At 63.9% G+C, this 21,957-nt stretch carries 13 protein-coding genes and 6 rRNA genes; all 19 read left to right on the top strand.

Annotated features, from left to right (window positions below; all coding sequences use genetic code 11):
* The first annotated feature begins 4 nt into the window (after positions 1 to 4).
* The 19 genes from secY to FB476_RS12330 all read left to right on the top strand — a co-directional run bounded on the left by secY (position 5) and on the right by FB476_RS12330 (position 21,954).
* Complete coding sequence (gene secY, locus FB476_RS12420) at positions 5 to 1,330, top strand: preprotein translocase subunit SecY (RefSeq protein ID WP_141819239.1); 1,326 nt, start codon at positions 5 to 7, stop codon at positions 1,328 to 1,330.
* On the top strand, positions 1,330 to 1,905 hold the full coding sequence (locus FB476_RS12415; protein ID WP_141819237.1) for an adenylate kinase: 576 nt from the start codon (positions 1,330 to 1,332) through the stop codon (positions 1,903 to 1,905). The genes secY and FB476_RS12415 overlap by 1 nt, the downstream gene beginning before the upstream one ends.
* Positions 1,906 to 1,927: 22 nt before the next feature.
* On the top strand, positions 1,928 to 2,797 hold the full coding sequence (gene map / locus FB476_RS12410; RefSeq protein ID WP_141819235.1) for a type I methionyl aminopeptidase: 870 nt from the start codon (positions 1,928 to 1,930) through the stop codon (positions 2,795 to 2,797).
* Positions 2,798 to 2,989: 192 nt separating this feature from the next.
* Positions 2,990 to 3,211 carry a translation initiation factor IF-1 gene (gene infA / locus FB476_RS12405; RefSeq protein WP_022925313.1) on the top strand — a complete coding sequence of 74 codons (222 nt, stop codon included), beginning with the start codon at positions 2,990 to 2,992 and terminating at the stop codon, positions 3,209 to 3,211.
* Positions 3,212 to 3,284: 73 nt separating this feature from the next.
* Complete coding sequence (rpmJ, locus tag FB476_RS12400) at positions 3,285 to 3,398, top strand: 50S ribosomal protein L36 (protein ID WP_006592630.1); 114 nt, start codon at positions 3,285 to 3,287, stop codon at positions 3,396 to 3,398.
* A 214-nt stretch (positions 3,399 to 3,612) separates the two neighbouring features.
* Positions 3,613 to 3,990, top strand: coding sequence for a 30S ribosomal protein S13 (rpsM, locus tag FB476_RS12395; RefSeq protein WP_141819233.1), 378 nt, complete (start codon positions 3,613 to 3,615; stop codon positions 3,988 to 3,990).
* Positions 3,991 to 4,119: 129 nt separating this feature from the next.
* Positions 4,120 to 4,527, top strand: coding sequence for a 30S ribosomal protein S11 (gene rpsK, locus FB476_RS12390; RefSeq protein ID WP_141819231.1), 408 nt, complete (start codon positions 4,120 to 4,122; stop codon positions 4,525 to 4,527).
* A 27-nt stretch (positions 4,528 to 4,554) separates the two neighbouring features.
* Complete coding sequence (rpsD, locus tag FB476_RS12385; RefSeq protein ID WP_141819229.1) at positions 4,555 to 5,163, top strand: 30S ribosomal protein S4; 609 nt, start codon at positions 4,555 to 4,557, stop codon at positions 5,161 to 5,163.
* A 197-nt stretch (positions 5,164 to 5,360) separates the two neighbouring features.
* Positions 5,361 to 6,383 carry a DNA-directed RNA polymerase subunit alpha gene (locus tag FB476_RS12380; protein WP_141819227.1) on the top strand — a complete coding sequence of 341 codons (1,023 nt, stop codon included), beginning with the start codon at positions 5,361 to 5,363 and terminating at the stop codon, positions 6,381 to 6,383.
* A 27-nt stretch (positions 6,384 to 6,410) separates the two neighbouring features.
* On the top strand, positions 6,411 to 7,067 hold the full coding sequence (gene rplQ / locus FB476_RS12375) for a 50S ribosomal protein L17 (RefSeq protein WP_141819225.1): 657 nt from the start codon (positions 6,411 to 6,413) through the stop codon (positions 7,065 to 7,067).
* A gap of 146 nt (positions 7,068 to 7,213) precedes the next feature.
* Positions 7,214 to 8,050, top strand: coding sequence for a tRNA pseudouridine(38-40) synthase TruA (truA, locus tag FB476_RS12370; RefSeq protein WP_420359361.1), 837 nt, complete (start codon positions 7,214 to 7,216; stop codon positions 8,048 to 8,050).
* A 56-nt stretch (positions 8,051 to 8,106) separates the two neighbouring features.
* Positions 8,107 to 9,096 carry a zinc-binding dehydrogenase gene (locus FB476_RS12365; RefSeq protein ID WP_141819221.1) on the top strand — a complete coding sequence of 330 codons (990 nt, stop codon included), beginning with the start codon at positions 8,107 to 8,109 and terminating at the stop codon, positions 9,094 to 9,096.
* 392 nt (positions 9,097 to 9,488) lie between these two features.
* Positions 9,489 to 11,008 (top strand): 16S ribosomal RNA (locus FB476_RS12360).
* Between the two features lie 414 nt (positions 11,009 to 11,422).
* Positions 11,423 to 14,544: ribosomal RNA gene (locus FB476_RS12355) — 23S ribosomal RNA — on the top strand.
* Between the two features lie 96 nt (positions 14,545 to 14,640).
* A 5S ribosomal RNA gene (gene rrf, locus FB476_RS12350) occupies positions 14,641 to 14,757 on the top strand.
* 721 nt (positions 14,758 to 15,478) lie between these two features.
* A 16S ribosomal RNA gene (locus FB476_RS12345) occupies positions 15,479 to 16,998 on the top strand.
* 414 nt (positions 16,999 to 17,412) lie between these two features.
* Positions 17,413 to 20,534: ribosomal RNA gene (locus FB476_RS12340) — 23S ribosomal RNA — on the top strand.
* A gap of 96 nt (positions 20,535 to 20,630) precedes the next feature.
* A 5S ribosomal RNA gene (gene rrf / locus FB476_RS12335) occupies positions 20,631 to 20,747 on the top strand.
* Together the 16S, 23S and 5S rRNA genes form the textbook arrangement of a ribosomal RNA operon.
* Positions 20,748 to 20,850: 103 nt before the next feature.
* Positions 20,851 to 21,954, top strand: coding sequence for an NADH:flavin oxidoreductase/NADH oxidase (locus FB476_RS12330; protein ID WP_141819219.1), 1,104 nt, complete (start codon positions 20,851 to 20,853; stop codon positions 21,952 to 21,954).
* The last annotated feature ends 3 nt before the right edge of the window (positions 21,955 to 21,957 follow it).

The raw sequence follows: 21,957 nt of genomic DNA, 5'->3' as shown, positions 1-21,957 counted from the left end.
CCGCATGCTCTCCGCCTTCGTGCGTGCGTTCAAGACGCCCGATCTTCGTAGGAAGATCCTCTTCACGCTCGGCATCATGGCGATCTACCGGCTGGGGACGCACATCCCCAGCCCCGGGATCGACTACGGCCTGGTCCAGCAGTGCCAGCAGGTCGCCACCCAGGCCGGCAGCGTCCTGGGCATGGCCAACCTCTTCTCCGGCGGCGCGATGATGCAGCTGTCGGTGTTCGCGCTGGGGATCATGCCCTACATCACGGCCGCCATCATCGTGCAGCTCCTGACGGTGGTGATCCCTCGCTTCGAGCAGCTGAAGAAGGAGGGGCAGGCCGGCCAGACCAAGATGACGCAGTACACCCGCTACCTGACGATCGGGCTGGCGGTGCTGCAGGCCTCGACCCTGGTCGTCATCGCCCGTGAGCCTGCCCGCCTCTTCGGCGGCACCTGCTCCACGATCATGCCCGACGACGGCGTCGGCACCCTCGTGCTCATGGTGCTCACGATGACGGCCGGCACCGGCCTCATCATGTGGCTGGGCGAGCTCATCACGGAGAAGGGCATCGGCAACGGCATGTCGCTGCTGATCTTCGTCTCGATCGCCGCGACCTTCCCGGCCTCGCTGTCGGTCATCTACCAGCAGTCGGTCGTCACCTTCGTGCTCGTCATGGCCCTCGGCCTGGCGATCATGACCGCCGTCGTCTACGTCGAGCAGTCCAGCCGCCGGATCCCGGTCCAGTACGCCAAGCGCATGGTCGGACGCCGCCAGTACGGCGGCACCTCGACCTACATCCCGCTGAAGCTCAACATGGCCAACGTGATCCCGCTGATCTTCGCCAGCTCGATCCTGATGCTTCCCCAGCTCGTGGCCAACTTCAACCGTCCGGTCGACGCCACGCAGTCGGCCCCGGAGTGGGTCACCTTCATCGACAAGTACCTGTCGATGGGCATGACCGGCCAGGGCACGCACTGGGTCTACATGCTGCTCTACACGGCGATGATCCTGTTCTTCACGTTCTTCTACGTCTCGGTGACCTTCAACCCGACCGAGGTCGCGGACAACATGAAGCGCTACGGCGGCTTCATCCCCGGCATCCGGGCCGGCCGCCCCACGGCCGAGTACCTCCAGTACGTCATCACCCGGATCACCACGCCCGGCGCGCTCTACCTGGCGATCCTGGCGCTCATCCCGCTCATCGCGTTCAACATGCTGCAGGTGACGGACTTCCCGCTGGGCGGCGCCTCGATCCTCATCATCGTCGGCGTCGGTCTGCAGACGGTGAAGCAGATCGAGTCCCAGCTCCAGCAGCACGACTACGAAGGGTTCCTCCGCTGATGCGTCTGATCATGCTCGGCCCTCCCGGAGCCGGTAAGGGCACCCAGGCCGCCGTCGTCTCGCAGACCCACGGGATCCCCGCGATCTCCACGGGCGACATCTTCCGCGCCAACATCAAGAACGAGACCCCCCTGGGCCTGCAGGTCAAGGAGATCACCGCGTCGGGCGGCTACGTCCCCGACGAGATCACAAACGCCATCGTGCGCGACCGGCTCTCCGAGCCCGACGCGGCGGGCGGCTTCCTGCTCGACGGCTACCCCCGCACCGCGGGGCAGGTCGACGCGCTGGACGGCATGCTCGCCGAGTCCGGGCACGCCCTCGACGCCGTCGTGGAGCTGACCGTGGACACCGAGGAGGTCGTCCAGCGGCTCCTCGCCCGCGCGGTGGACCAGGGCCGGGCCGACGACACCGAGGAGGTCATCCGCGAGCGGATGCGCCTCTACGCCGAGGAGACCGCCCCGCTGGCGGCGCTCTACCGCGAGCGCGGCCTGCTGACGCAGGTCGACGGCATGGGCACCGTCGAGGAGGTCACGGCGCGCATCGAGGCGGCCCTGGCCGACGCGGCGCGCTCCTGAGGTCCCCGGTCCTGCCCGCCTGATGTCCTTCTTCCGTCGCCGCGAGCGCATCGAGGCCAAGACGCCCGAGCAGCTGCGCGCCATGCGCCGGGCCGGGCTGGTCGTCGCCGACACCCTGGCGCTGGCCAGCCGGTCAGCCGTGGCCGGCATCACGACCCGTGAGCTCGACGCCCTGGCCGAGGACGCCATCCGCTCCGCGGGTGCGATCCCCAGCTTCCTGGGCTACCACGGCTTCAGGGGCAGCCTGTGTATCTCGGTGAACGACGAGGTCGTGCACGGGGTGCCGGGCCCGAGGGTGCTGCGCGACGGCGACCTCGTCTCCATCGACTGCGGCGCGATCGTCGACGGCTGGCACGGTGACGCGGCCGTGACGATCGTGATCGGCGGCCGGGAGCACGGCTCCCCGGCCGACCTCGCGCTCATGGACGACACCGAGACCGCCCTGTGGGCGGGGCTGGCCGCGCTGCGCGCCGGCGGGCGGCTCTTCGCCGTCGGCGACGCGGTCGAGGGCTCCATCGACGCCGCCCTGGAGCGCCGCCGTGCCGAGGGCACCGTCCAGGACTACGGCATCCTCGAGGACTACGTCGGGCACGGCATCGGGCGAGAGATGCACATGGACCCCCAGGTCCCCAACTACGCCGTCACCTCGACCGGCCCCACCGTGCCGTCCGGCGCGACCTTCGCGGTCGAGCCGATGGTCACCCTCGGCACGATCGACACGCGCACGCTGGACGACGACTGGACGGTCGTCACCACCGACGGCAGCCGTGCCGCCCACTGGGAGCACACCGTCGCCGTCACCGACGCCGGCCTGTGGGTGCTCACCGCGGTCGACGGGGGAGAGGCCGAGCTGACGGCCCGCGGCGTGCCCGTCGCCCCGCTGGCCGACTGACCCCGCCCTCGCGCCGGCGGCACGACCGATGCCGTCGGCGAGCCCGTCGAGCTCCGCCGGGTCTGCGGAGCCTACCGGTGTCGCGGAGCCACCGCCCCCGGGCGCGATTGGCCTTCCGGTGCACCCGTCGCGTACGATGGTGTGTCGGTCCTGTGCGGCCGATGCAGTGAAGTCACGCGAAAAGTGGAGGACATGGCCAAGAAGGACGGCGTCATTGAGATCGAGGGCACGGTTGTCGAAGCCCTTCCGAACGCAAATTTCCGGGTCGAGCTGACCAACGGTCACGTTGTGCTCGCCCACATCTCCGGGAAGATGCGTCAGCACTACATCCGGATCCTCCCCGAGGACCGCGTCGTGGTGGAGCTCAGCCCGTACGACCTGACCCGCGGACGCATCGTCTTCCGCTACCGCTGACGACCGACCCCCGGGTCCCCGGGGGTCTCGCTGCGCCCAGAAGTTCACAGATCTACTCGAAAGCAGGCAGGCCATGAAGGTTCAGCCGAGCGTGAAGAAGATCTGCGACAAGTGCAAGGTGATCCGCCGCAACGGGCGGGTCATGGTGATCTGCGAGAACCTGCGCCACAAGCAGCGCCAGGGCTGAGCAGAGAGCGACCGCGCACGCGTCGCAGGCTTCGACATGAAGCACGCGCGCACAACTCCATACAGCACGACACGAAGAAGCAGCACCCGACCCCCGTCGACACGGGACGTCACCCCTGGCAGCGAGAGCCGGGGACCGCGGGCGATGGGCCCCTCCAGAAGATGCGGACCGGTGCTGCACCAGACTCTCGCAAGACATACAGGAGCACTGCCACATGGCACGACTCATCGGTGTGGACCTGCCGCGCGACAAGCGCGTCGAGGTCGCTCTCACCTACATCTTCGGCGTGGGTCGTACCCGCGCCACCCAGACGCTGGCGGCCACGGGTGTCGACCCGTCCACCCGCGTCAAGGACCTGACGGAGGAGCAGCTGGTCGCCCTGCGCGACTACCTCGAGGGCAACTACCGCCTCGAGGGTGACCTGCGCCGTGAGGTGGCCGCCGACATCCGCCGCAAGGTGGAGATCGGCAGCTACCAGGGTCTGCGGCACCGCCGCGGCCTGCCGGTGCACGGTCAGCGCACGAAGACCAACGCGCGTACCCGCAAGGGCCCCAAGCGCACCGTCGCCGGCAAGAAGAAGGCCGGCAAGTAAGCACCCGGGGCTCCGGCCCCGGCACCCCGCGCCGGCGAGGTCCCTTCCTCGGCACCGGTCTGCTGACCGTCCGAGGGCACCGGGCCGGCGCGGACGCCACACACTTGCTCTTCCGCTAGGAGAAACCACATGCCCCCCAAGAGCCGTCAGGCTGCCGGCGCCCGCAAGGTGCGCCGCAAGGAGAAGAAGAACGTCGCCTTCGGGCAGGCTCACATCAAGAGCACGTTCAGCAACACCATCATCTCGATCACCGACCCGACCGGTGCGGTCATCGCCTGGTCCTCCTCGGGCCAGGTCGGGTTCAAGGGCTCGCGCAAGTCCACCCCGTACGCCGCGCAGATGGCCGCCGAGGCCGCCGCGCGTCGCGCCATGGAGCACGGCATGCGCAAGGTCGACGTCTTCGTCAAGGGTCCGGGCTCGGGCCGTGAGACGGCGATCCGTTCGCTGACCGCCGCCGGCCTGGAGGTCGGCGCGATCTCCGACGTGACGCCCCAGGCGCACAACGGTGTCCGTCCGCCCAAGAAGCGCCGCAACTAAGAGCCCGGAAGGTAGGGAAAGAGAATCATGGCCCGTTACACCGGACCCATCACCAAGAAGTCCCGCCGGCTCAAGGTCGACCTCGTCGGCGGCGACAAGAACTTCGACCTGCGTCCGTTCCCCCCGGGGCAGCACGGCCGTCGCCGTTCGCAGGAGAAGGAGTACCTGACCCAGCTGCAGGAGAAGCAGAAGGCCCGCTTCACCTACGGCGTCATGGAGAAGCAGTTCCGCCGCTACTACGCCGAGGCCGCCCGTCGTCCCGGCAAGACCGGTGAGAACCTGCTCATCATCCTCGAGTCGCGCCTCGACAACGTCGTGTACCGCGCCGGCCTGGCCCGCACCCGCCGTGCGGCCCGCCAGCTCGTGACCCACGGCCACTTCCTGGTCAACGGTCAGCGCGTCGACGTCCCGTCGTACCGCGTGCAGCAGTACGACATCATCGAGATCCGCCCGCAGTCGCTGGAGAAGTTCCCGATCCAGCTGGCGCGCGAGACCTTCGGCGACCGCCCGGTCCCGGCCTGGATGAAGGTCGTCCCCGGCTCGCTGAAGATCCTGATCCACCAGCTGCCGACGCGTGAGCAGATCGACACGATCCTCACCGAGCAGCTGATCGTCGAGCTCTACTCCAAGAACTGATCGTCGGGGCTCCGGCCCCGACCACCACCCGGACCACCGGAGCCGCCCCGCCCCCGCGCAGCGCGTGCGGGCGCGGGGCGGCTCCCGGTCCGGGCCGCACCGCATACGGACAGAGGTATGCCGTGCGCGCCGGCCACCGTGCCGGTACCGCTCACGAGGCGTCATATAGCGGTCGCCCGTGGAAAGGAAAGAACACAGTGCTCATCGCACAGCGCCCCGTCCTCTCCGAAGAGGTCGTCGCCGAGAACCGCTCCCGGTTCGTCATCGAGCCGCTGGAGCCGGGCTTCGGCTACACCCTCGGCAACTCCCTGCGCCGGACCCTGCTCTCGAGCATCCCCGGCGCCTCGCTGACCAGCATCCGCATCGACGGCGTGCTGCACGAGTTCTCCACCATCCCGGGGGTGAAGGAGGACGTCACCGAGATCATCCTCAACCTCAAGGGTCTGGTCGTCTCGAGCGAGCACGACGAGCCGGTCGTCATGTACCTGCGCAAGCAGGGCGCCGGCGCGGTCACCGCGGCGGACATCGCGCCGCCGGCCGGGGTCGAGATCCACAACCCCGACCTGCACCTGGCCACGCTGAACGACTCGGGCAAGATCGAGATGGAGATGACCGTCGAGCGCGGTCGTGGCTACGTCTCGGCCGCCCAGAACAAGTCCGGCGACCAGGAGATCGGCCGCATCCCGGTCGACTCCATCTACTCCCCGGTGCTCAACGTGACCTACAAGGTCGAGGCGACCCGTGTCGAGCAGCGCACCGACTTCGACCGTCTCGTGGTCGACGTCGAGACCAAGAACTCGATCACGCCGCGTGACGCCATGGCGTCGGCGGGCAAGACCCTGGTCGAGCTGTTCGGTCTCGCGCGCGAGCTGAACGTCGAGGCCGAGGGCATCGAGATCGGCCCGTCGAACGGTGACGGCGCCCTGGCGTCCGACCTGGCGCTGCCGATCGAGGAGCTCGACCTGACCGTCCGTTCCTACAACTGCCTCAAGCGCGAGGGCATCCACACCGTGGGTGAGCTCGTCGGTCGGAGCGAGGCGGACCTGCTGGACATCCGCAACTTCGGTGCGAAGTCCATCGACGAGGTCAAGGACAAGCTGGCCGAGATGAACCTCGCGCTCAAGGACAGCCCGCCCGGGTTCGAGGGTGCGGCGAGCTACGAGGACGGGTCCTACGACGACGAGGGCGATGCCGCTTTCGTCGAGGACGAGCAGTACTGATATCTACTTCACGCGAGGAGTCTGACCATGCCTGCACCCAAGAAGGGCCCGCGCCTCGGCGGCGGTCCGGCGCACGAGCGCCTGATGCTGTCGAACCTGGCCACCGCCCTGTTCGAGCACGACCGCATCACCACCACCGAGGCCAAGGCCAAGCGCCTGCGCCCGCTGGCCGAGCGCCTCATCACGTTCGCCAAGCGAGGTGACCTGCACAACCGCCGCCGCGTCCTGACCACCGTCCGGGACAAGGGCGTCGTGCACCGCCTGTTCACCGAGATCGCGCCCGACATGGCCGAGCGCGAGGGTGGCTACACCCGCATCACCAAGATCGCGCCGCGCAAGGGCGACAACGCCCCCATGGCCGTGATCGAGCTGGTGCGCGAGCCCGTCGCCAAGAAGGCCGTCGTCACGCAGGCGGAGGGCGCCACCAAGCGCGCCGCCAAGGACGCCGCCGTCAGCGACGCCGAGGTCGAGGCCGCCGAGCCCACCACGAGCGACGAGGCCGCCGTCGACCAGGCCCAGGCCGAGGTCGAGGCTGCCGACGCCGCCGCGGAGCAGGGCGCCGAGGTGGCGTCCGAGGGCGAGACCACCGAGGTGGCCGACAACGAGACCGCCGACGACACGACCGAGGCCGCCGTGGTCTCGGCCGGTGCCGACGACGCCGAGGAGTCCGCCGACAAGGCCTGAGCCTCCAGCACGTCCGTCGAGGCCGTCTCCCCGTCCGCGGGGAGACGGCCTTGTGGCGTTCCGGGGTCCTCCTGCGCGCGGACGTGGTGAGGCGCACGGGGCGGTCGCGTCCCGGGCCGGCGCGGGGGCAGGGCAGGATGGGACCCGTGCGCATCCGCCTCGACCTCGCCTACGACGGGACCGGCTTCTCCGGCTGGGCCCGCCAGCCCGGCCTGCGCACCGTGGAGGAGACCCTCGCGGGCGCCCTCGCCACCGTGCTGCGCACCGACCCGCCGCAGCTGACGGTCGGCGGCCGCACCGACGCGGGTGTGCACGCCCGCGGCTCGGTCTGCCACCTCGACGTCGACCCCGACCGGTGGGCCGCCGTCCCCGGGAGGTCCGACCGGTCTCCGGAGAAGGCGCTCGTCAGCCGGCTGCGCGGGGTGCTGCCCCCGGACGTCGTCGTCCGACGTGCCACCGTCGTCCCGGACGTCTTCGACGCGCGCTTCTCCGCCCTCCGCCGGCGCTACACCTACCGACTGGCCGACCGTCCCGAGCTGCTCGACCCGTTGCGCCGCTCGGACACGGTCGTCTGGCGCCGGCCCCTCGACGTGACCGCCATGGACGCGGCCGCCTCCTCGCTGGTGGGGCTGCACGACTTCGCGGCCTTCTGCAAGCCGCGCGAGGGCGCGACGACCGTCCGGACCCTGCTGCACTACGGGTGGGAACGCGGCGCCGACGGGGTCCTCGTCGGCACCGTCGAGGCCGACGCCTTCTGCCACAGCATGGTGCGGGCCCTCGTCGGCGTGGTCGTCCCCGTGGGGGAGGGGCGGCGCGAGGTGGGGTGGCCCGCCGAGATCCTCGCGGCGCGTCGACGCGACCCGGCCGTCCAGGTGATGCCGGCCCACGGCCTGGTGCTCGAGGAGATCAGCTATCCCGACGGTGCCGAGGCCCTCCTCGCCCGGGACCGCGAGAGCAGGGCCGTCCGCTCCCTCGAGGGGTGACGGCCGCCCGGTCGATCCCTCCTGCCGGGACAGGACCGAGCCGCTAGGTTGGCACCATGCTCGCCGCCTACGCCGCCGCCATCTCTCCCGAGGACCCGCTGTCCGGCCTGGTCGTGGACCAGCGCCCCGAGCCGGAGGAGCGGAACGGGTGGCGGGTCCTGCCGGTCGTGGCTGCGGGCCTGAACCATCACGACCTGTGGTCCCTCCGGGGGGTGGGCCTGCCGCCCGAGCGCCTCCCGATGATCCTGGGCTGCGACGCCGTGGTACGGCACCCGGAGCTCGGTGAGGTGGTGGTGCTCCCCGTCGTGGCCGGCACCCCCGGCTGGGCGGACGACATCACGCTCGACCCGCGCCGTTCGCTGCTTTCCGAGCTGCACCAGGGGACGCTCGCCGAGCAGCTCGCGGTGCCGGAGGGTCACTGGGTCGTCAAGCCCGAGCACCTCAGCGCCGTCGAGGCGGCCGCGCTCTCCACGGCCTGGCTCACCGCCTACCGGATGCTCTTCCGCAACGCGGGGGTCCGTCCTGGTGACACGGTCCTCGTGCAGGGGGCCGGCGGGGGAGTGGCGACGGCCCTCGTGCAGCTCGGCGCGGCGGCGGGTCTGACCGTCTGGGTGACCAGCCGCAGCGAGGAGAAGCGTCGGCGCGCGCTCGAGCTGGGTGCGCAGCAGGCCTTCGAGACGGGGGCGCGGCTGCCGGCCCGCGTGGACGCGGTGCTGGAGAGTGTCGGTGCCGCGACGTGGTCGCACTCGGTCAACGCGCTGCGCCCCGGAGGGACGATCGTCATCTGTGGGGCGACCTCCGGCGACGCCCCGCCGCGGGCGGAGCTGACCAAGATCTTCTTCAAGCAGCTGCGGGTGGTCGGCTCGACCATGGGCACCCTCGCCGAGCTGCAGCAGCTATGCCGCTTCGTGGAGACCGCCGGGCTGCGGCCCGTCGTGGACTCCACCTTTCCGTTGTCGGCCACCCGCGAGGCCCTGCAGCGTATGGAGTCGGGGGAGCTGGTCGGGAAGATCGGCATCACGGTCGAGGACGACGGGACGACCTGACGCGCCCCGCCTGCCGGATCCCGCCTGGCCAGGTCCTTGACCTGCGGCTTTACCTCGATTTGGTGTTGGGGTGGGGGCGTGGGTAAAGTTCTTCCTCGCGCCCCGCTGCTGCGGGAGTTGCCCCGGCTCAACTCTCTGTTGATGCTTCTCTCCCTTCTCCGGAACACGGATTTGGGGTGGGGGCGGAGGATGAGGTAGGCTGGAGAGGTTGCCCCGGAGGGGAAGCCGCGAGTAGCGGTGGGTCCACGGTGTGCGTCCGATCCTTGAGAACTCAACAGCGTGTCAGATTATTGATGCCATAGTTTGTATTTTGGCCACCATGCTTTGCCGCCCCCGGTGGGGTGTGGTGGTGTTTGTCAGGTACCAATTCTCTTGGATAAGAGTTTAGGTTTTTATCGGAGAGTTTGATCCTGGCTCAGGACGAACGCTGGCGGCGTGCTTAACACATGCAAGTCGAACGATGAAGCCCAGCTTGCTGGGTGGATTAGTGGCGAACGGGTGAGTAACACGTGAGTAACCTGCCCTCCACTCTGGGATAACTCCGGGAAACCGGTGCTAATACTGGATATGACCTTGTTCTGCATGGGACGGGGTGGAAAGATTTATCGGTGGTGGATGGACTCGCGGCCTATCAGCTTGTTGGTGGGGTAATGGCCTACCAAGGCGACGACGGGTAGCCGGCCTGAGAGGGTGACCGGCCACACTGGGACTGAGACACGGCCCAGACTCCTACGGGAGGCAGCAGTGGGGAATATTGCACAATGGGCGAAAGCCTGATGCAGCGACGCCGCGTGCGGGATGACGGCCTTCGGGTTGTAAACCGCTTTCAGCTCTGACGAAGCTTTTGTGACGGTAGGAGCAGAAGAAGCACCGGCTAACTACGTGCCAGCAGCCGCGGTAATACGTAGGGTGCGAGCGTTGTCCGGAATTATTGGGCGTAAAGAGCTTGTAGGCGGCTTGTCGCGTCTGCTGTGAAAACCCGGGGCTTAACCCCGGGCTTGCAGTGGGTACGGGCAGGCTAGAGTGTGGTAGGGGAGACTGGAATTCCTGGTGTAGCGGTGGAATGCGCAGATATCAGGAGGAACACCGATGGCGAAGGCAGGTCTCTGGGCCATTACTGACGCTGAGAAGCGAAAGCGTGGGGAGCGAACAGGATTAGATACCCTGGTAGTCCACGCCGTAAACGTTGGGCGCTAGGTGTGGGTCCCATTCCACGGGGTCCGTGCCGCAGCTAACGCATTAAGCGCCCCGCCTGGGGAGTACGGCCGCAAGGCTAAAACTCAAAGGAATTGACGGGGGCCCGCACAAGCGGCGGAGCATGCGGATTAATTCGATGCAACGCGAAGAACCTTACCAAGGCTTGACATATACCGGAAACCCTCAGAGATGGGGGCCCCGCAAGGTCGGTATACAGGTGGTGCATGGTTGTCGTCAGCTCGTGTCGTGAGATGTTGGGTTAAGTCCCGCAACGAGCGCAACCCTCGTTCTATGTTGCCAGCACGTGATGGTGGGGACTCATAGGAGACTGCCGGGGTCAACTCGGAGGAAGGTGGGGATGACGTCAAATCATCATGCCCCTTACGTCTTGGGCTTCACGCATGCTACAATGGCCGGTACAGAGGGCTGCGAAACCGCGAGGTGGAGCGAATCCCTTAAAGCCGGTCTCAGTTCGGATTGGGGTCTGCAACTCGACCCCATGAAGTCGGAGTCGCTAGTAATCGCAGATCAGCAACGCTGCGGTGAATACGTTCCCGGGCCTTGTACACACCGCCCGTCAAGTCACGAAAGTCGGTAACACCCGAAGCCGGTGGCCCAACCCTTGTGGAGGGAGCCGTCGAAGGTGGGACTGGTGATTGGGACTAAGTCGTAACAAGGTAGCCGTACCGGAAGGTGCGGCTGGATCACCTCCTTTCTAAGGAGCATCACTGACCGAACCCGTGCCGGCGTTGCTGGTGGGGGTTGGTCGTATGTGGCCTGCTTCGTGGACGAGTGTTCCACGGTGGGTTGCTCTGGGTGGAACGTCGATGATCTGTCGCCGCGCGCATGCTGTGCGCCTGGTTCGTGAGTACGGCCCTTTCGGGGGTGGGGAAAGCGTCGGGTGCGTGGGTGGGTGTGGTGCTGACACGTTGTTGGGTCCTGAGGGATCGGGCCCGACCGCTCCGTGATGGGGTGGTGGGGTACGAGTGCCTCTGGTTTCCGGGGCCCCGGGTTCTTCCAGACCCGCGCCTGGCTCGCATGAGCTGGGTGTGCGTGGTGGAAGGAACTGCCTGGGGTGGGCCTGGTCGTATGTTGAGAACTGTACAGTGGACGCGAGCATCTTTGTAGCTTTTAAGTTTTTAAGGGCGCACGGTGGATGCCTTGGCACCAAGAACCGAAGAAGGACGTAGGAATCTGCGATAAGCCTCGGGGAGTCGATAACCAGACATTGATCCGAGGATTTCCGAATGGGGAAACCCGGCAGGCTTCATCGCCTGTCACCCTCACCTGAATATATAGGGTGAGTGGAGGGAACGTGGGGAAGTGAAACATCTCAGTACCCACAGGAAGAGAAAACAACCGTGATTCCGTGAGTAGTGGCGAGCGAAAGCGGAAGAGGCTAAACCAGTTCTGTGTGATACCTGGTAGGGGTTGCAGTTCTGGGGTTGTGGGAATGTGTGTACCAGTGCTACCACGCTGGTGCGGAGTAAGAAATCAGAGTCATAGACGAAGGGTCTGGAAAGGCCTGGCACAGACGGTGACACCCCGGTAGTCGAAATGTCTCTGACTCCGTATCGCATCTCCCAAGTAGTACGGGGCCCGAGAAATCCCGTACGAATCTGGCAGGACCACCTGCTAAGCCTAAATATTCCTTGGTGACCGATAGCGGACAAGTACCGTGAGGGAAAGGTGAAAAGTACCCCGGGAGGGGAGTGAAATAGTTCCTGAAACCGTGTGCCTACAATCCGTCGGAGCCTCCTTGTGGGGTGACGGCGTGCCTTTTGAAGAATGAGCCTGCGAGTTAGTGCTCAGTGGCGAGGTTAACCCGTGTGGGGAAGCCGTAGCGAAAGCGAGTCCGAACAGGGCGCCCATAGTCGCTGGGTCTAGACCCGAAGCGGAGTGATCTACCCATGGCCAGGGTGAAGCGCGGGTAAGACCGCGTGGAGGCCCGAACCCACTTAGGTTGAAAACTGAGGGGATGAGCTGTGGGTAGGGGTGAAAGGCCAATCAAACTCCGTGATAGCTGGTTCTCCCCGAAATGCATTTAGGTGCAGCGTCATGTGTTTCTTGCCGGAGGTAGAGCTACTGGATGGCTGATGGGCCCCACCGGGTTACTGACGTCAGCCAAACTCCGAATGCCGGTAAGTGAGAGCATGGCAGTGAGACTGCGGGGGATAAGCTTCGTAGTCGAGAGGGAAACAGCCCAGATCACCAGCTAAGGTCCCAAAGCGTGTGCTAAGTGGGAAAGGATGTGGAGTTGCTGAGACAACCAGGAGGTTGGCTTAGAAGCAGCCACCCTTTAAAGAGTGCGTAATAGCTCACTGGTCAAGTGATTCCGCGCCGACAATGTAGCGGGGCTCAAGCACACCACCGAAGCTGTGGCAGTGACACAGTGCTCGGCCCACACTTGTGTGGGTCCAGGCGTGTTGCTGGGTAGGGGAGCGTCGTGTCGCGAGTGAAGCATCCGAGTGATCGAGGTGTGGACGCGACACGAGTGAGAATGCAGGCATGAGTAGCGAAAGAGGAGTGAGAAACTCCTCCGCCGAATAACCAAGGGTTCCAGGGTCAAGCTAATCTGCCCTGGGTAAGTCGGGACCTAAGGCGAGGCCGACAGGCGTAGTCGATGGACATCCGGTTGATATTCCGGAACCGGCGAAGAACCGCCCAGTACCGAATCACGTGATGCTAAGCGCCTGAAGCTTCCCGTCGCTGTTCACCTTCGGGTGGATGGCTGGGGAGTGGAACGCGTGACCCGAGCGTGTAGTAGGTAAGCGATGGAAGGACGCAGGAAGGTAGCCTCCGCGTGGCGATGGTAGTCCACGTCCAAGAGCGCAGGACCGGGGAGTGGCAAATCCGCCCCATCAGTGTCCGAGGCTTGATGGTGACCGTGTATGCGGGAAGTAGGGTGATCCTATGCTGCCTAGAAAAGTTCCTAGCGAGGTTCGAGCCGCCCGTACCCCAAACCGACTCAGGTGGTTAGGTAGAGAATACCAAGGCGATCGAGTGAATCGTGGTTAAGGAATTCGGCAAAATGCCCCCGTAACTTCGGGAGAAGGGGGGCCGAAGACGTGAAACCCCTCGCGGGTTAGCGTCGACGGCCGCAGAGACCAGGGAGAAGCGACTGTTTACTAAAAACACAGGTCCGTGCGAAGTCGCAAGACGATGTATACGGACTGACGCCTGCCCGGTGCTGGAACGTTAAGGGGACGGGTTAGCCGTAAGGCGAAGCTCTGAACTTAAGCGCCAGTAAACGGCGGTGGTAACTATAACCATCCTAAGGTAGCGAAATTCCTTGTCGGGTAAGTTCCGACCTGCACGAATGGCGTAACGACTTCTCCACTGTCTCAACCGCGAACTCGGCGAAATTGCACTACGAGTAAAGATGCTCGTTACGCGCAGCAGGACGGAAAGACCCCGGGACCTTTACTATAGCTTGGTATTGGTGTTCGGTACGGCTTGTGTAGGATAGGTGGGAGACTGTGAAGCGGGCACGCCAGTGTTCGTGGAGTCATCGTTGAAATACCACTCTGGTCGTTCTGGATATCTAACCTCGGTCCGTGATCCGGATCAGGGACAGTGCCTGGTGGGTAGTTTAACTGGGGCGGTTGCCTCCCAAAGGGTAACGGAGGCGCCCAAAGGTTCCCTCAGCCTGGTTGGCAATCAGGTGTCGAGTGTAAGTGCACAAGGGAGCTTGACTGTGAGACAGACATGTCGAGCAGAGACGAAAGTCGGGACTAGTGACCCGACGGTGGCTTGTGGAAGCGCCGTCGCTCAACGGATAAAAGGTACCCCGGGGATAACAGGCTGATCCTGCCCAAGAGCTCATATCGACGGCATGGTTTGGCACCTCGATGTCGGCTCGTCGCATCCTGGGGCTGGAGTCGGTCCCAAGGGTTGGGCTGTTCGCCCATTAAAGCGGTACGCGAGCTGGGTTTAGAACGTCGTGAGACAGTTCGGTCCCTATCCGCTGCGCGCGTAGGAAACTTGAGGAGAGCTGTCCCTAGTACGAGAGGACCGGGATGGACGAACCACTGGTGTGTCAGTTGTTCTGCCAAGAGCACCGCTGATTAGCTACGTTCGGACGTGATAACCGCTGAAAGCATCTAAGCGGGAAGCACACTTCAAGATGAGGTTTCCATGCCCCTTAAGGGGTGAGAGGCTCCCAGCTAGACTACTGGGTTGATAGGCCGGATGTGGAAGCACAGTAATGTGTGGAGCTGACCGGTACTAATAAGCCGACAACTTAAAACAACAAAGATGTTACGCGTCCACTGTACGGTCTCTCGAGATACGAACACCCCCCACATCCGTGTGGGCCCGGTAGATGTTCGAACAACTCGATATTGTTACGGCGGTCATAGCGTCAGGGAAACGCCCGGTCACATTCCGAACCCGGAAGCTAAGCCTGACAGCGCCGATGGTACTGCACTGGAGACGGTGTGGGAGAGTAGGACACCGCCGGACCATCATTCCAGGAGCCCCTGGTCAACCCATGGTTGACCAGGGGCTTCCTGCGTTTCCAGCACGCGCCCACTGTGCGGGGGGCGGGATTGCGTTGGTCACAGTGCCGCCGGCGGCCGCGGTCCCAGAGGGGGGCGCCGGGCCCCGGGGTGCGACGATGTCTGTGCCCGCTCCGCGTCGACCCGCGTCGAGCTGGGCCTGCCCTTCCCCCGAGGACGGACGGGTAGGTCGTCCGTCGTGTGGGCGCGGACGTGGGGCCACACGGATGTCACCGCCGCTGGTGGGCACCGCCGCTGTGGGCACCGCCGTGGCCCACTGGGCCGGCGGCGACGCGTCGCCGGGTCCGGCTGAGCGGTCAGGCCAGGTCCTTGACCTGCGGCTTTACCTCGATTTGGTGTTGGGGTGGGGGCGTGGGTAAAGTTCTTCCTCGCGCCCCGCTGCTGCGGGAGTTGCCCCGGCTCAACTCTCTGTTGATGCTTCTCTCCCTTCTCCGGAACACGGATTTGGGGTGGGGGCGGAGGATGAGGTAGGCTGGAGAGGTTGCCCCGGAGGGGAAGCCGCGAGTAGCGGTGGGTCCACGGTGTGCGTCCGATCCTTGAGAACTCAACAGCGTGTCAGATTATTGATGCCATAGTTTGTATTTTGGCCACCATGCTTTGCCGCCCCCGGTGGGGTGTGGTGGTGTTTGTCAGGTACCAATTCTCTTGGATAAGAGTTTAGGTTTTTATCGGAGAGTTTGATCCTGGCTCAGGACGAACGCTGGCGGCGTGCTTAACACATGCAAGTCGAACGATGAAGCCCAGCTTGCTGGGTGGATTAGTGGCGAACGGGTGAGTAACACGTGAGTAACCTGCCCTCCACTCTGGGATAACTCCGGGAAACCGGTGCTAATACTGGATATGACCTTGTTCTGCATGGGACGGGGTGGAAAGATTTATCGGTGGTGGATGGACTCGCGGCCTATCAGCTTGTTGGTGGGGTAATGGCCTACCAAGGCGACGACGGGTAGCCGGCCTGAGAGGGTGACCGGCCACACTGGGACTGAGACACGGCCCAGACTCCTACGGGAGGCAGCAGTGGGGAATATTGCACAATGGGCGAAAGCCTGATGCAGCGACGCCGCGTGCGGGATGACGGCCTTCGGGTTGTAAACCGCTTTCAGCTCTGACGAAGCTTTTGTGACGGTAGGAGCAGAAGAAGCACCGGCTAACTACGTGCCAGCAGCCGCGGTAATACGTAGGGTGCGAGCGTTGTCCGGAATTATTGGGCGTAAAGAGCTTGTAGGCGGCTTGTCGCGTCTGCTGTGAAAACCCGGGGCTTAACCCCGGGCTTGCAGTGGGTACGGGCAGGCTAGAGTGTGGTAGGGGAGACTGGAATTCCTGGTGTAGCGGTGGAATGCGCAGATATCAGGAGGAACACCGATGGCGAAGGCAGGTCTCTGGGCCATTACTGACGCTGAGAAGCGAAAGCGTGGGGAGCGAACAGGATTAGATACCCTGGTAGTCCACGCCGTAAACGTTGGGCGCTAGGTGTGGGTCCCATTCCACGGGGTCCGTGCCGCAGCTAACGCATTAAGCGCCCCGCCTGGGGAGTACGGCCGCAAGGCTAAAACTCAAAGGAATTGACGGGGGCCCGCACAAGCGGCGGAGCATGCGGATTAATTCGATGCAACGCGAAGAACCTTACCAAGGCTTGACATATACCGGAAACCCTCAGAGATGGGGGCCCCGCAAGGTCGGTATACAGGTGGTGCATGGTTGTCGTCAGCTCGTGTCGTGAGATGTTGGGTTAAGTCCCGCAACGAGCGCAACCCTCGTTCTATGTTGCCAGCACGTGATGGTGGGGACTCATAGGAGACTGCCGGGGTCAACTCGGAGGAAGGTGGGGATGACGTCAAATCATCATGCCCCTTACGTCTTGGGCTTCACGCATGCTACAATGGCCGGTACAGAGGGCTGCGAAACCGCGAGGTGGAGCGAATCCCTTAAAGCCGGTCTCAGTTCGGATTGGGGTCTGCAACTCGACCCCATGAAGTCGGAGTCGCTAGTAATCGCAGATCAGCAACGCTGCGGTGAATACGTTCCCGGGCCTTGTACACACCGCCCGTCAAGTCACGAAAGTCGGTAACACCCGAAGCCGGTGGCCCAACCCTTGTGGAGGGAGCCGTCGAAGGTGGGACTGGTGATTGGGACTAAGTCGTAACAAGGTAGCCGTACCGGAAGGTGCGGCTGGATCACCTCCTTTCTAAGGAGCATCACTGACCGAACCCGTGCCGGCGTTGCTGGTGGGGGTTGGTCGTATGTGGCCTGCTTCGTGGACGAGTGTTCCACGGTGGGTTGCTCTGGGTGGAACGTCGATGATCTGTCGCCGCGCGCATGCTGTGCGCCTGGTTCGTGAGTACGGCCCTTTCGGGGGTGGGGAAAGCGTCGGGTGCGTGGGTGGGTGTGGTGCTGACACGTTGTTGGGTCCTGAGGGATCGGGCCCGACCGCTCCGTGATGGGGTGGTGGGGTACGAGTGCCTCTGGTTTCCGGGGCCCCGGGTTCTTCCAGACCCGCGCCTGGCTCGCATGAGCTGGGTGTGCGTGGTGGAAGGAACTGCCTGGGGTGGGCCTGGTCGTATGTTGAGAACTGTACAGTGGACGCGAGCATCTTTGTAGCTTTTAAGTTTTTAAGGGCGCACGGTGGATGCCTTGGCACCAAGAACCGAAGAAGGACGTAGGAATCTGCGATAAGCCTCGGGGAGTCGATAACCAGACATTGATCCGAGGATTTCCGAATGGGGAAACCCGGCAGGCTTCATCGCCTGTCACCCTCACCTGAATATATAGGGTGAGTGGAGGGAACGTGGGGAAGTGAAACATCTCAGTACCCACAGGAAGAGAAAACAACCGTGATTCCGTGAGTAGTGGCGAGCGAAAGCGGAAGAGGCTAAACCAGTTCTGTGTGATACCTGGTAGGGGTTGCAGTTCTGGGGTTGTGGGAATGTGTGTACCAGTGCTACCACGCTGGTGCGGAGTAAGAAATCAGAGTCATAGACGAAGGGTCTGGAAAGGCCTGGCACAGACGGTGACACCCCGGTAGTCGAAATGTCTCTGACTCCGTATCGCATCTCCCAAGTAGTACGGGGCCCGAGAAATCCCGTACGAATCTGGCAGGACCACCTGCTAAGCCTAAATATTCCTTGGTGACCGATAGCGGACAAGTACCGTGAGGGAAAGGTGAAAAGTACCCCGGGAGGGGAGTGAAATAGTTCCTGAAACCGTGTGCCTACAATCCGTCGGAGCCTCCTTGTGGGGTGACGGCGTGCCTTTTGAAGAATGAGCCTGCGAGTTAGTGCTCAGTGGCGAGGTTAACCCGTGTGGGGAAGCCGTAGCGAAAGCGAGTCCGAACAGGGCGCCCATAGTCGCTGGGTCTAGACCCGAAGCGGAGTGATCTACCCATGGCCAGGGTGAAGCGCGGGTAAGACCGCGTGGAGGCCCGAACCCACTTAGGTTGAAAACTGAGGGGATGAGCTGTGGGTAGGGGTGAAAGGCCAATCAAACTCCGTGATAGCTGGTTCTCCCCGAAATGCATTTAGGTGCAGCGTCATGTGTTTCTTGCCGGAGGTAGAGCTACTGGATGGCTGATGGGCCCCACCGGGTTACTGACGTCAGCCAAACTCCGAATGCCGGTAAGTGAGAGCATGGCAGTGAGACTGCGGGGGATAAGCTTCGTAGTCGAGAGGGAAACAGCCCAGATCACCAGCTAAGGTCCCAAAGCGTGTGCTAAGTGGGAAAGGATGTGGAGTTGCTGAGACAACCAGGAGGTTGGCTTAGAAGCAGCCACCCTTTAAAGAGTGCGTAATAGCTCACTGGTCAAGTGATTCCGCGCCGACAATGTAGCGGGGCTCAAGCACACCACCGAAGCTGTGGCAGTGACACAGTGCTCGGCCCACACTTGTGTGGGTCCAGGCGTGTTGCTGGGTAGGGGAGCGTCGTGTCGCGAGTGAAGCATCCGAGTGATCGAGGTGTGGACGCGACACGAGTGAGAATGCAGGCATGAGTAGCGAAAGAGGAGTGAGAAACTCCTCCGCCGAATAACCAAGGGTTCCAGGGTCAAGCTAATCTGCCCTGGGTAAGTCGGGACCTAAGGCGAGGCCGACAGGCGTAGTCGATGGACATCCGGTTGATATTCCGGAACCGGCGAAGAACCGCCCAGTACCGAATCACGTGATGCTAAGCGCCTGAAGCTTCCCGTCGCTGTTCACCTTCGGGTGGATGGCTGGGGAGTGGAACGCGTGACCCGAGCGTGTAGTAGGTAAGCGATGGAAGGACGCAGGAAGGTAGCCTCCGCGTGGCGATGGTAGTCCACGTCCAAGAGCGCAGGACCGGGGAGTGGCAAATCCGCCCCATCAGTGTCCGAGGCTTGATGGTGACCGTGTATGCGGGAAGTAGGGTGATCCTATGCTGCCTAGAAAAGTTCCTAGCGAGGTTCGAGCCGCCCGTACCCCAAACCGACTCAGGTGGTTAGGTAGAGAATACCAAGGCGATCGAGTGAATCGTGGTTAAGGAATTCGGCAAAATGCCCCCGTAACTTCGGGAGAAGGGGGGCCGAAGACGTGAAACCCCTCGCGGGTTAGCGTCGACGGCCGCAGAGACCAGGGAGAAGCGACTGTTTACTAAAAACACAGGTCCGTGCGAAGTCGCAAGACGATGTATACGGACTGACGCCTGCCCGGTGCTGGAACGTTAAGGGGACGGGTTAGCCGTAAGGCGAAGCTCTGAACTTAAGCGCCAGTAAACGGCGGTGGTAACTATAACCATCCTAAGGTAGCGAAATTCCTTGTCGGGTAAGTTCCGACCTGCACGAATGGCGTAACGACTTCTCCACTGTCTCAACCGCGAACTCGGCGAAATTGCACTACGAGTAAAGATGCTCGTTACGCGCAGCAGGACGGAAAGACCCCGGGACCTTTACTATAGCTTGGTATTGGTGTTCGGTACGGCTTGTGTAGGATAGGTGGGAGACTGTGAAGCGGGCACGCCAGTGTTCGTGGAGTCATCGTTGAAATACCACTCTGGTCGTTCTGGATATCTAACCTCGGTCCGTGATCCGGATCAGGGACAGTGCCTGGTGGGTAGTTTAACTGGGGCGGTTGCCTCCCAAAGGGTAACGGAGGCGCCCAAAGGTTCCCTCAGCCTGGTTGGCAATCAGGTGTCGAGTGTAAGTGCACAAGGGAGCTTGACTGTGAGACAGACATGTCGAGCAGAGACGAAAGTCGGGACTAGTGACCCGACGGTGGCTTGTGGAAGCGCCGTCGCTCAACGGATAAAAGGTACCCCGGGGATAACAGGCTGATCCTGCCCAAGAGCTCATATCGACGGCATGGTTTGGCACCTCGATGTCGGCTCGTCGCATCCTGGGGCTGGAGTCGGTCCCAAGGGTTGGGCTGTTCGCCCATTAAAGCGGTACGCGAGCTGGGTTTAGAACGTCGTGAGACAGTTCGGTCCCTATCCGCTGCGCGCGTAGGAAACTTGAGGAGAGCTGTCCCTAGTACGAGAGGACCGGGATGGACGAACCACTGGTGTGTCAGTTGTTCTGCCAAGAGCACCGCTGATTAGCTACGTTCGGACGTGATAACCGCTGAAAGCATCTAAGCGGGAAGCACACTTCAAGATGAGGTTTCCATGCCCCTTAAGGGGTGAGAGGCTCCCAGCTAGACTACTGGGTTGATAGGCCGGATGTGGAAGCACAGTAATGTGTGGAGCTGACCGGTACTAATAAGCCGACAACTTAAAACAACAAAGATGTTACGCGTCCACTGTACGGTCTCTCGAGATACGAACACCCCCCACATCCGTGTGGGCCCGGTAGATGTTCGAACAACTCGATATTGTTACGGCGGTCATAGCGTCAGGGAAACGCCCGGTCACATTCCGAACCCGGAAGCTAAGCCTGACAGCGCCGATGGTACTGCACTGGAGACGGTGTGGGAGAGTAGGACACCGCCGGACCATCATTCCAGGAGCCCCTGGTCAACCCATGGTTGACCAGGGGCTTCCTGCATCCCGGTAGGCCCGTCGCGCCGCCGCCACAAACGTTTGCGAGACTGGCGTTGTGACCCCCAAGATCTTCGAGCCCCTGACCCTGCGCGGCCTCACGGTGGAGGGCCGTGCCTGGGTGGCCCCCATGTGCCAGTACTCCTGCCGGCCGACCGAGCCCGGATTCGTCACCGACTGGCACCTGGCCCACCTCATGAGCTTCGCCACCGGAGGTGCCCCCATGGTGCTCACCGAGGCCACGGCGGTCACCAACGACGGTCGGATCTCGCCCTGGGACGCCGGGCTGTGGGAGGACCAGCACGTCCCTGGCTGGCACCGCATCGTCGAGCTGCTGCACTCGGTGGGCACCCCGGTCGCGGTGCAGCTCTCTCACGCTGGCCGGAAGTCCTCCACCTATCCGCCGTTCGCCGAGGGGCGGGGGAGCGTTCCCGTCGAGGAGGGCGGCTGGGAGACCGTGGGTCCCTCGGCGGTCCCCTTCGGCCGCTACGCGACGCCGCGGGAGCTGAGCGTCGCCGAGATCGAGGGCATCGTGGCCGCCTTCGCCCAGGCGGCCCGCCGGGCCGTCACGTGCGGCTTCGACGCGGTGGAGATCCACGGCGCCCACGGCTACCTGCTCGCGCAGTTCCTCAGCCCCCTCGCCAACCAGCGCACCGACGCCTACGGCGGCTCGGACGAGGGGCGCATGCGTCTGGTCGTCGAGGTCGTGGAGGCCGTGCGCGCCGTCCTGCCCGAGCGCGTGCCGCTGCTCGTCCGACTCTCGGCCACCGACTGGAGCGAGGAGGTGCCCGGTGGTGTCGAGGGAGACCTGGAGCGCACCGTGGCCCTGGCCCGCCGGCTCGAGGAGGCGGGGGCCGACTTCCTCGACATCTCCAGCGGCGGCAACGTGCCGGCTCCCGCCATCCCGGTGGGGCCGGGCTACCAGACCCGCTTCGCCCAGGCGGTCAAGCAGGCCGTGTCCATCCCGGTCGGCACGGTCGGCATGATCACCGAGCCGCGGCAGGCCGAGCACGTGCTCGCGACCGGTCAGGCGGACGTCGTCTCCCTGGCCCGTGCGGCCATGGCCGACCCGCGCTGGTGGCACCGCGCGGCGCGCCACCTGGGGCACGACCTTCCCTGGGTGCCGCAGTACGCACGGGTCGTCGACGCGCAGGTCTACTGAGGC

Origin of the sequence: Ornithinimicrobium humiphilum (genome assembly GCF_006716885.1) — a bacterium.
GTDB lineage: Bacteria > Actinomycetota > Actinomycetes > Actinomycetales > Dermatophilaceae > Ornithinicoccus > Ornithinicoccus humiphilus.
The sequence above is the reverse complement of the archived record's forward strand: the minus strand, read 5'-3'. Positions and strand labels throughout refer to the sequence as shown.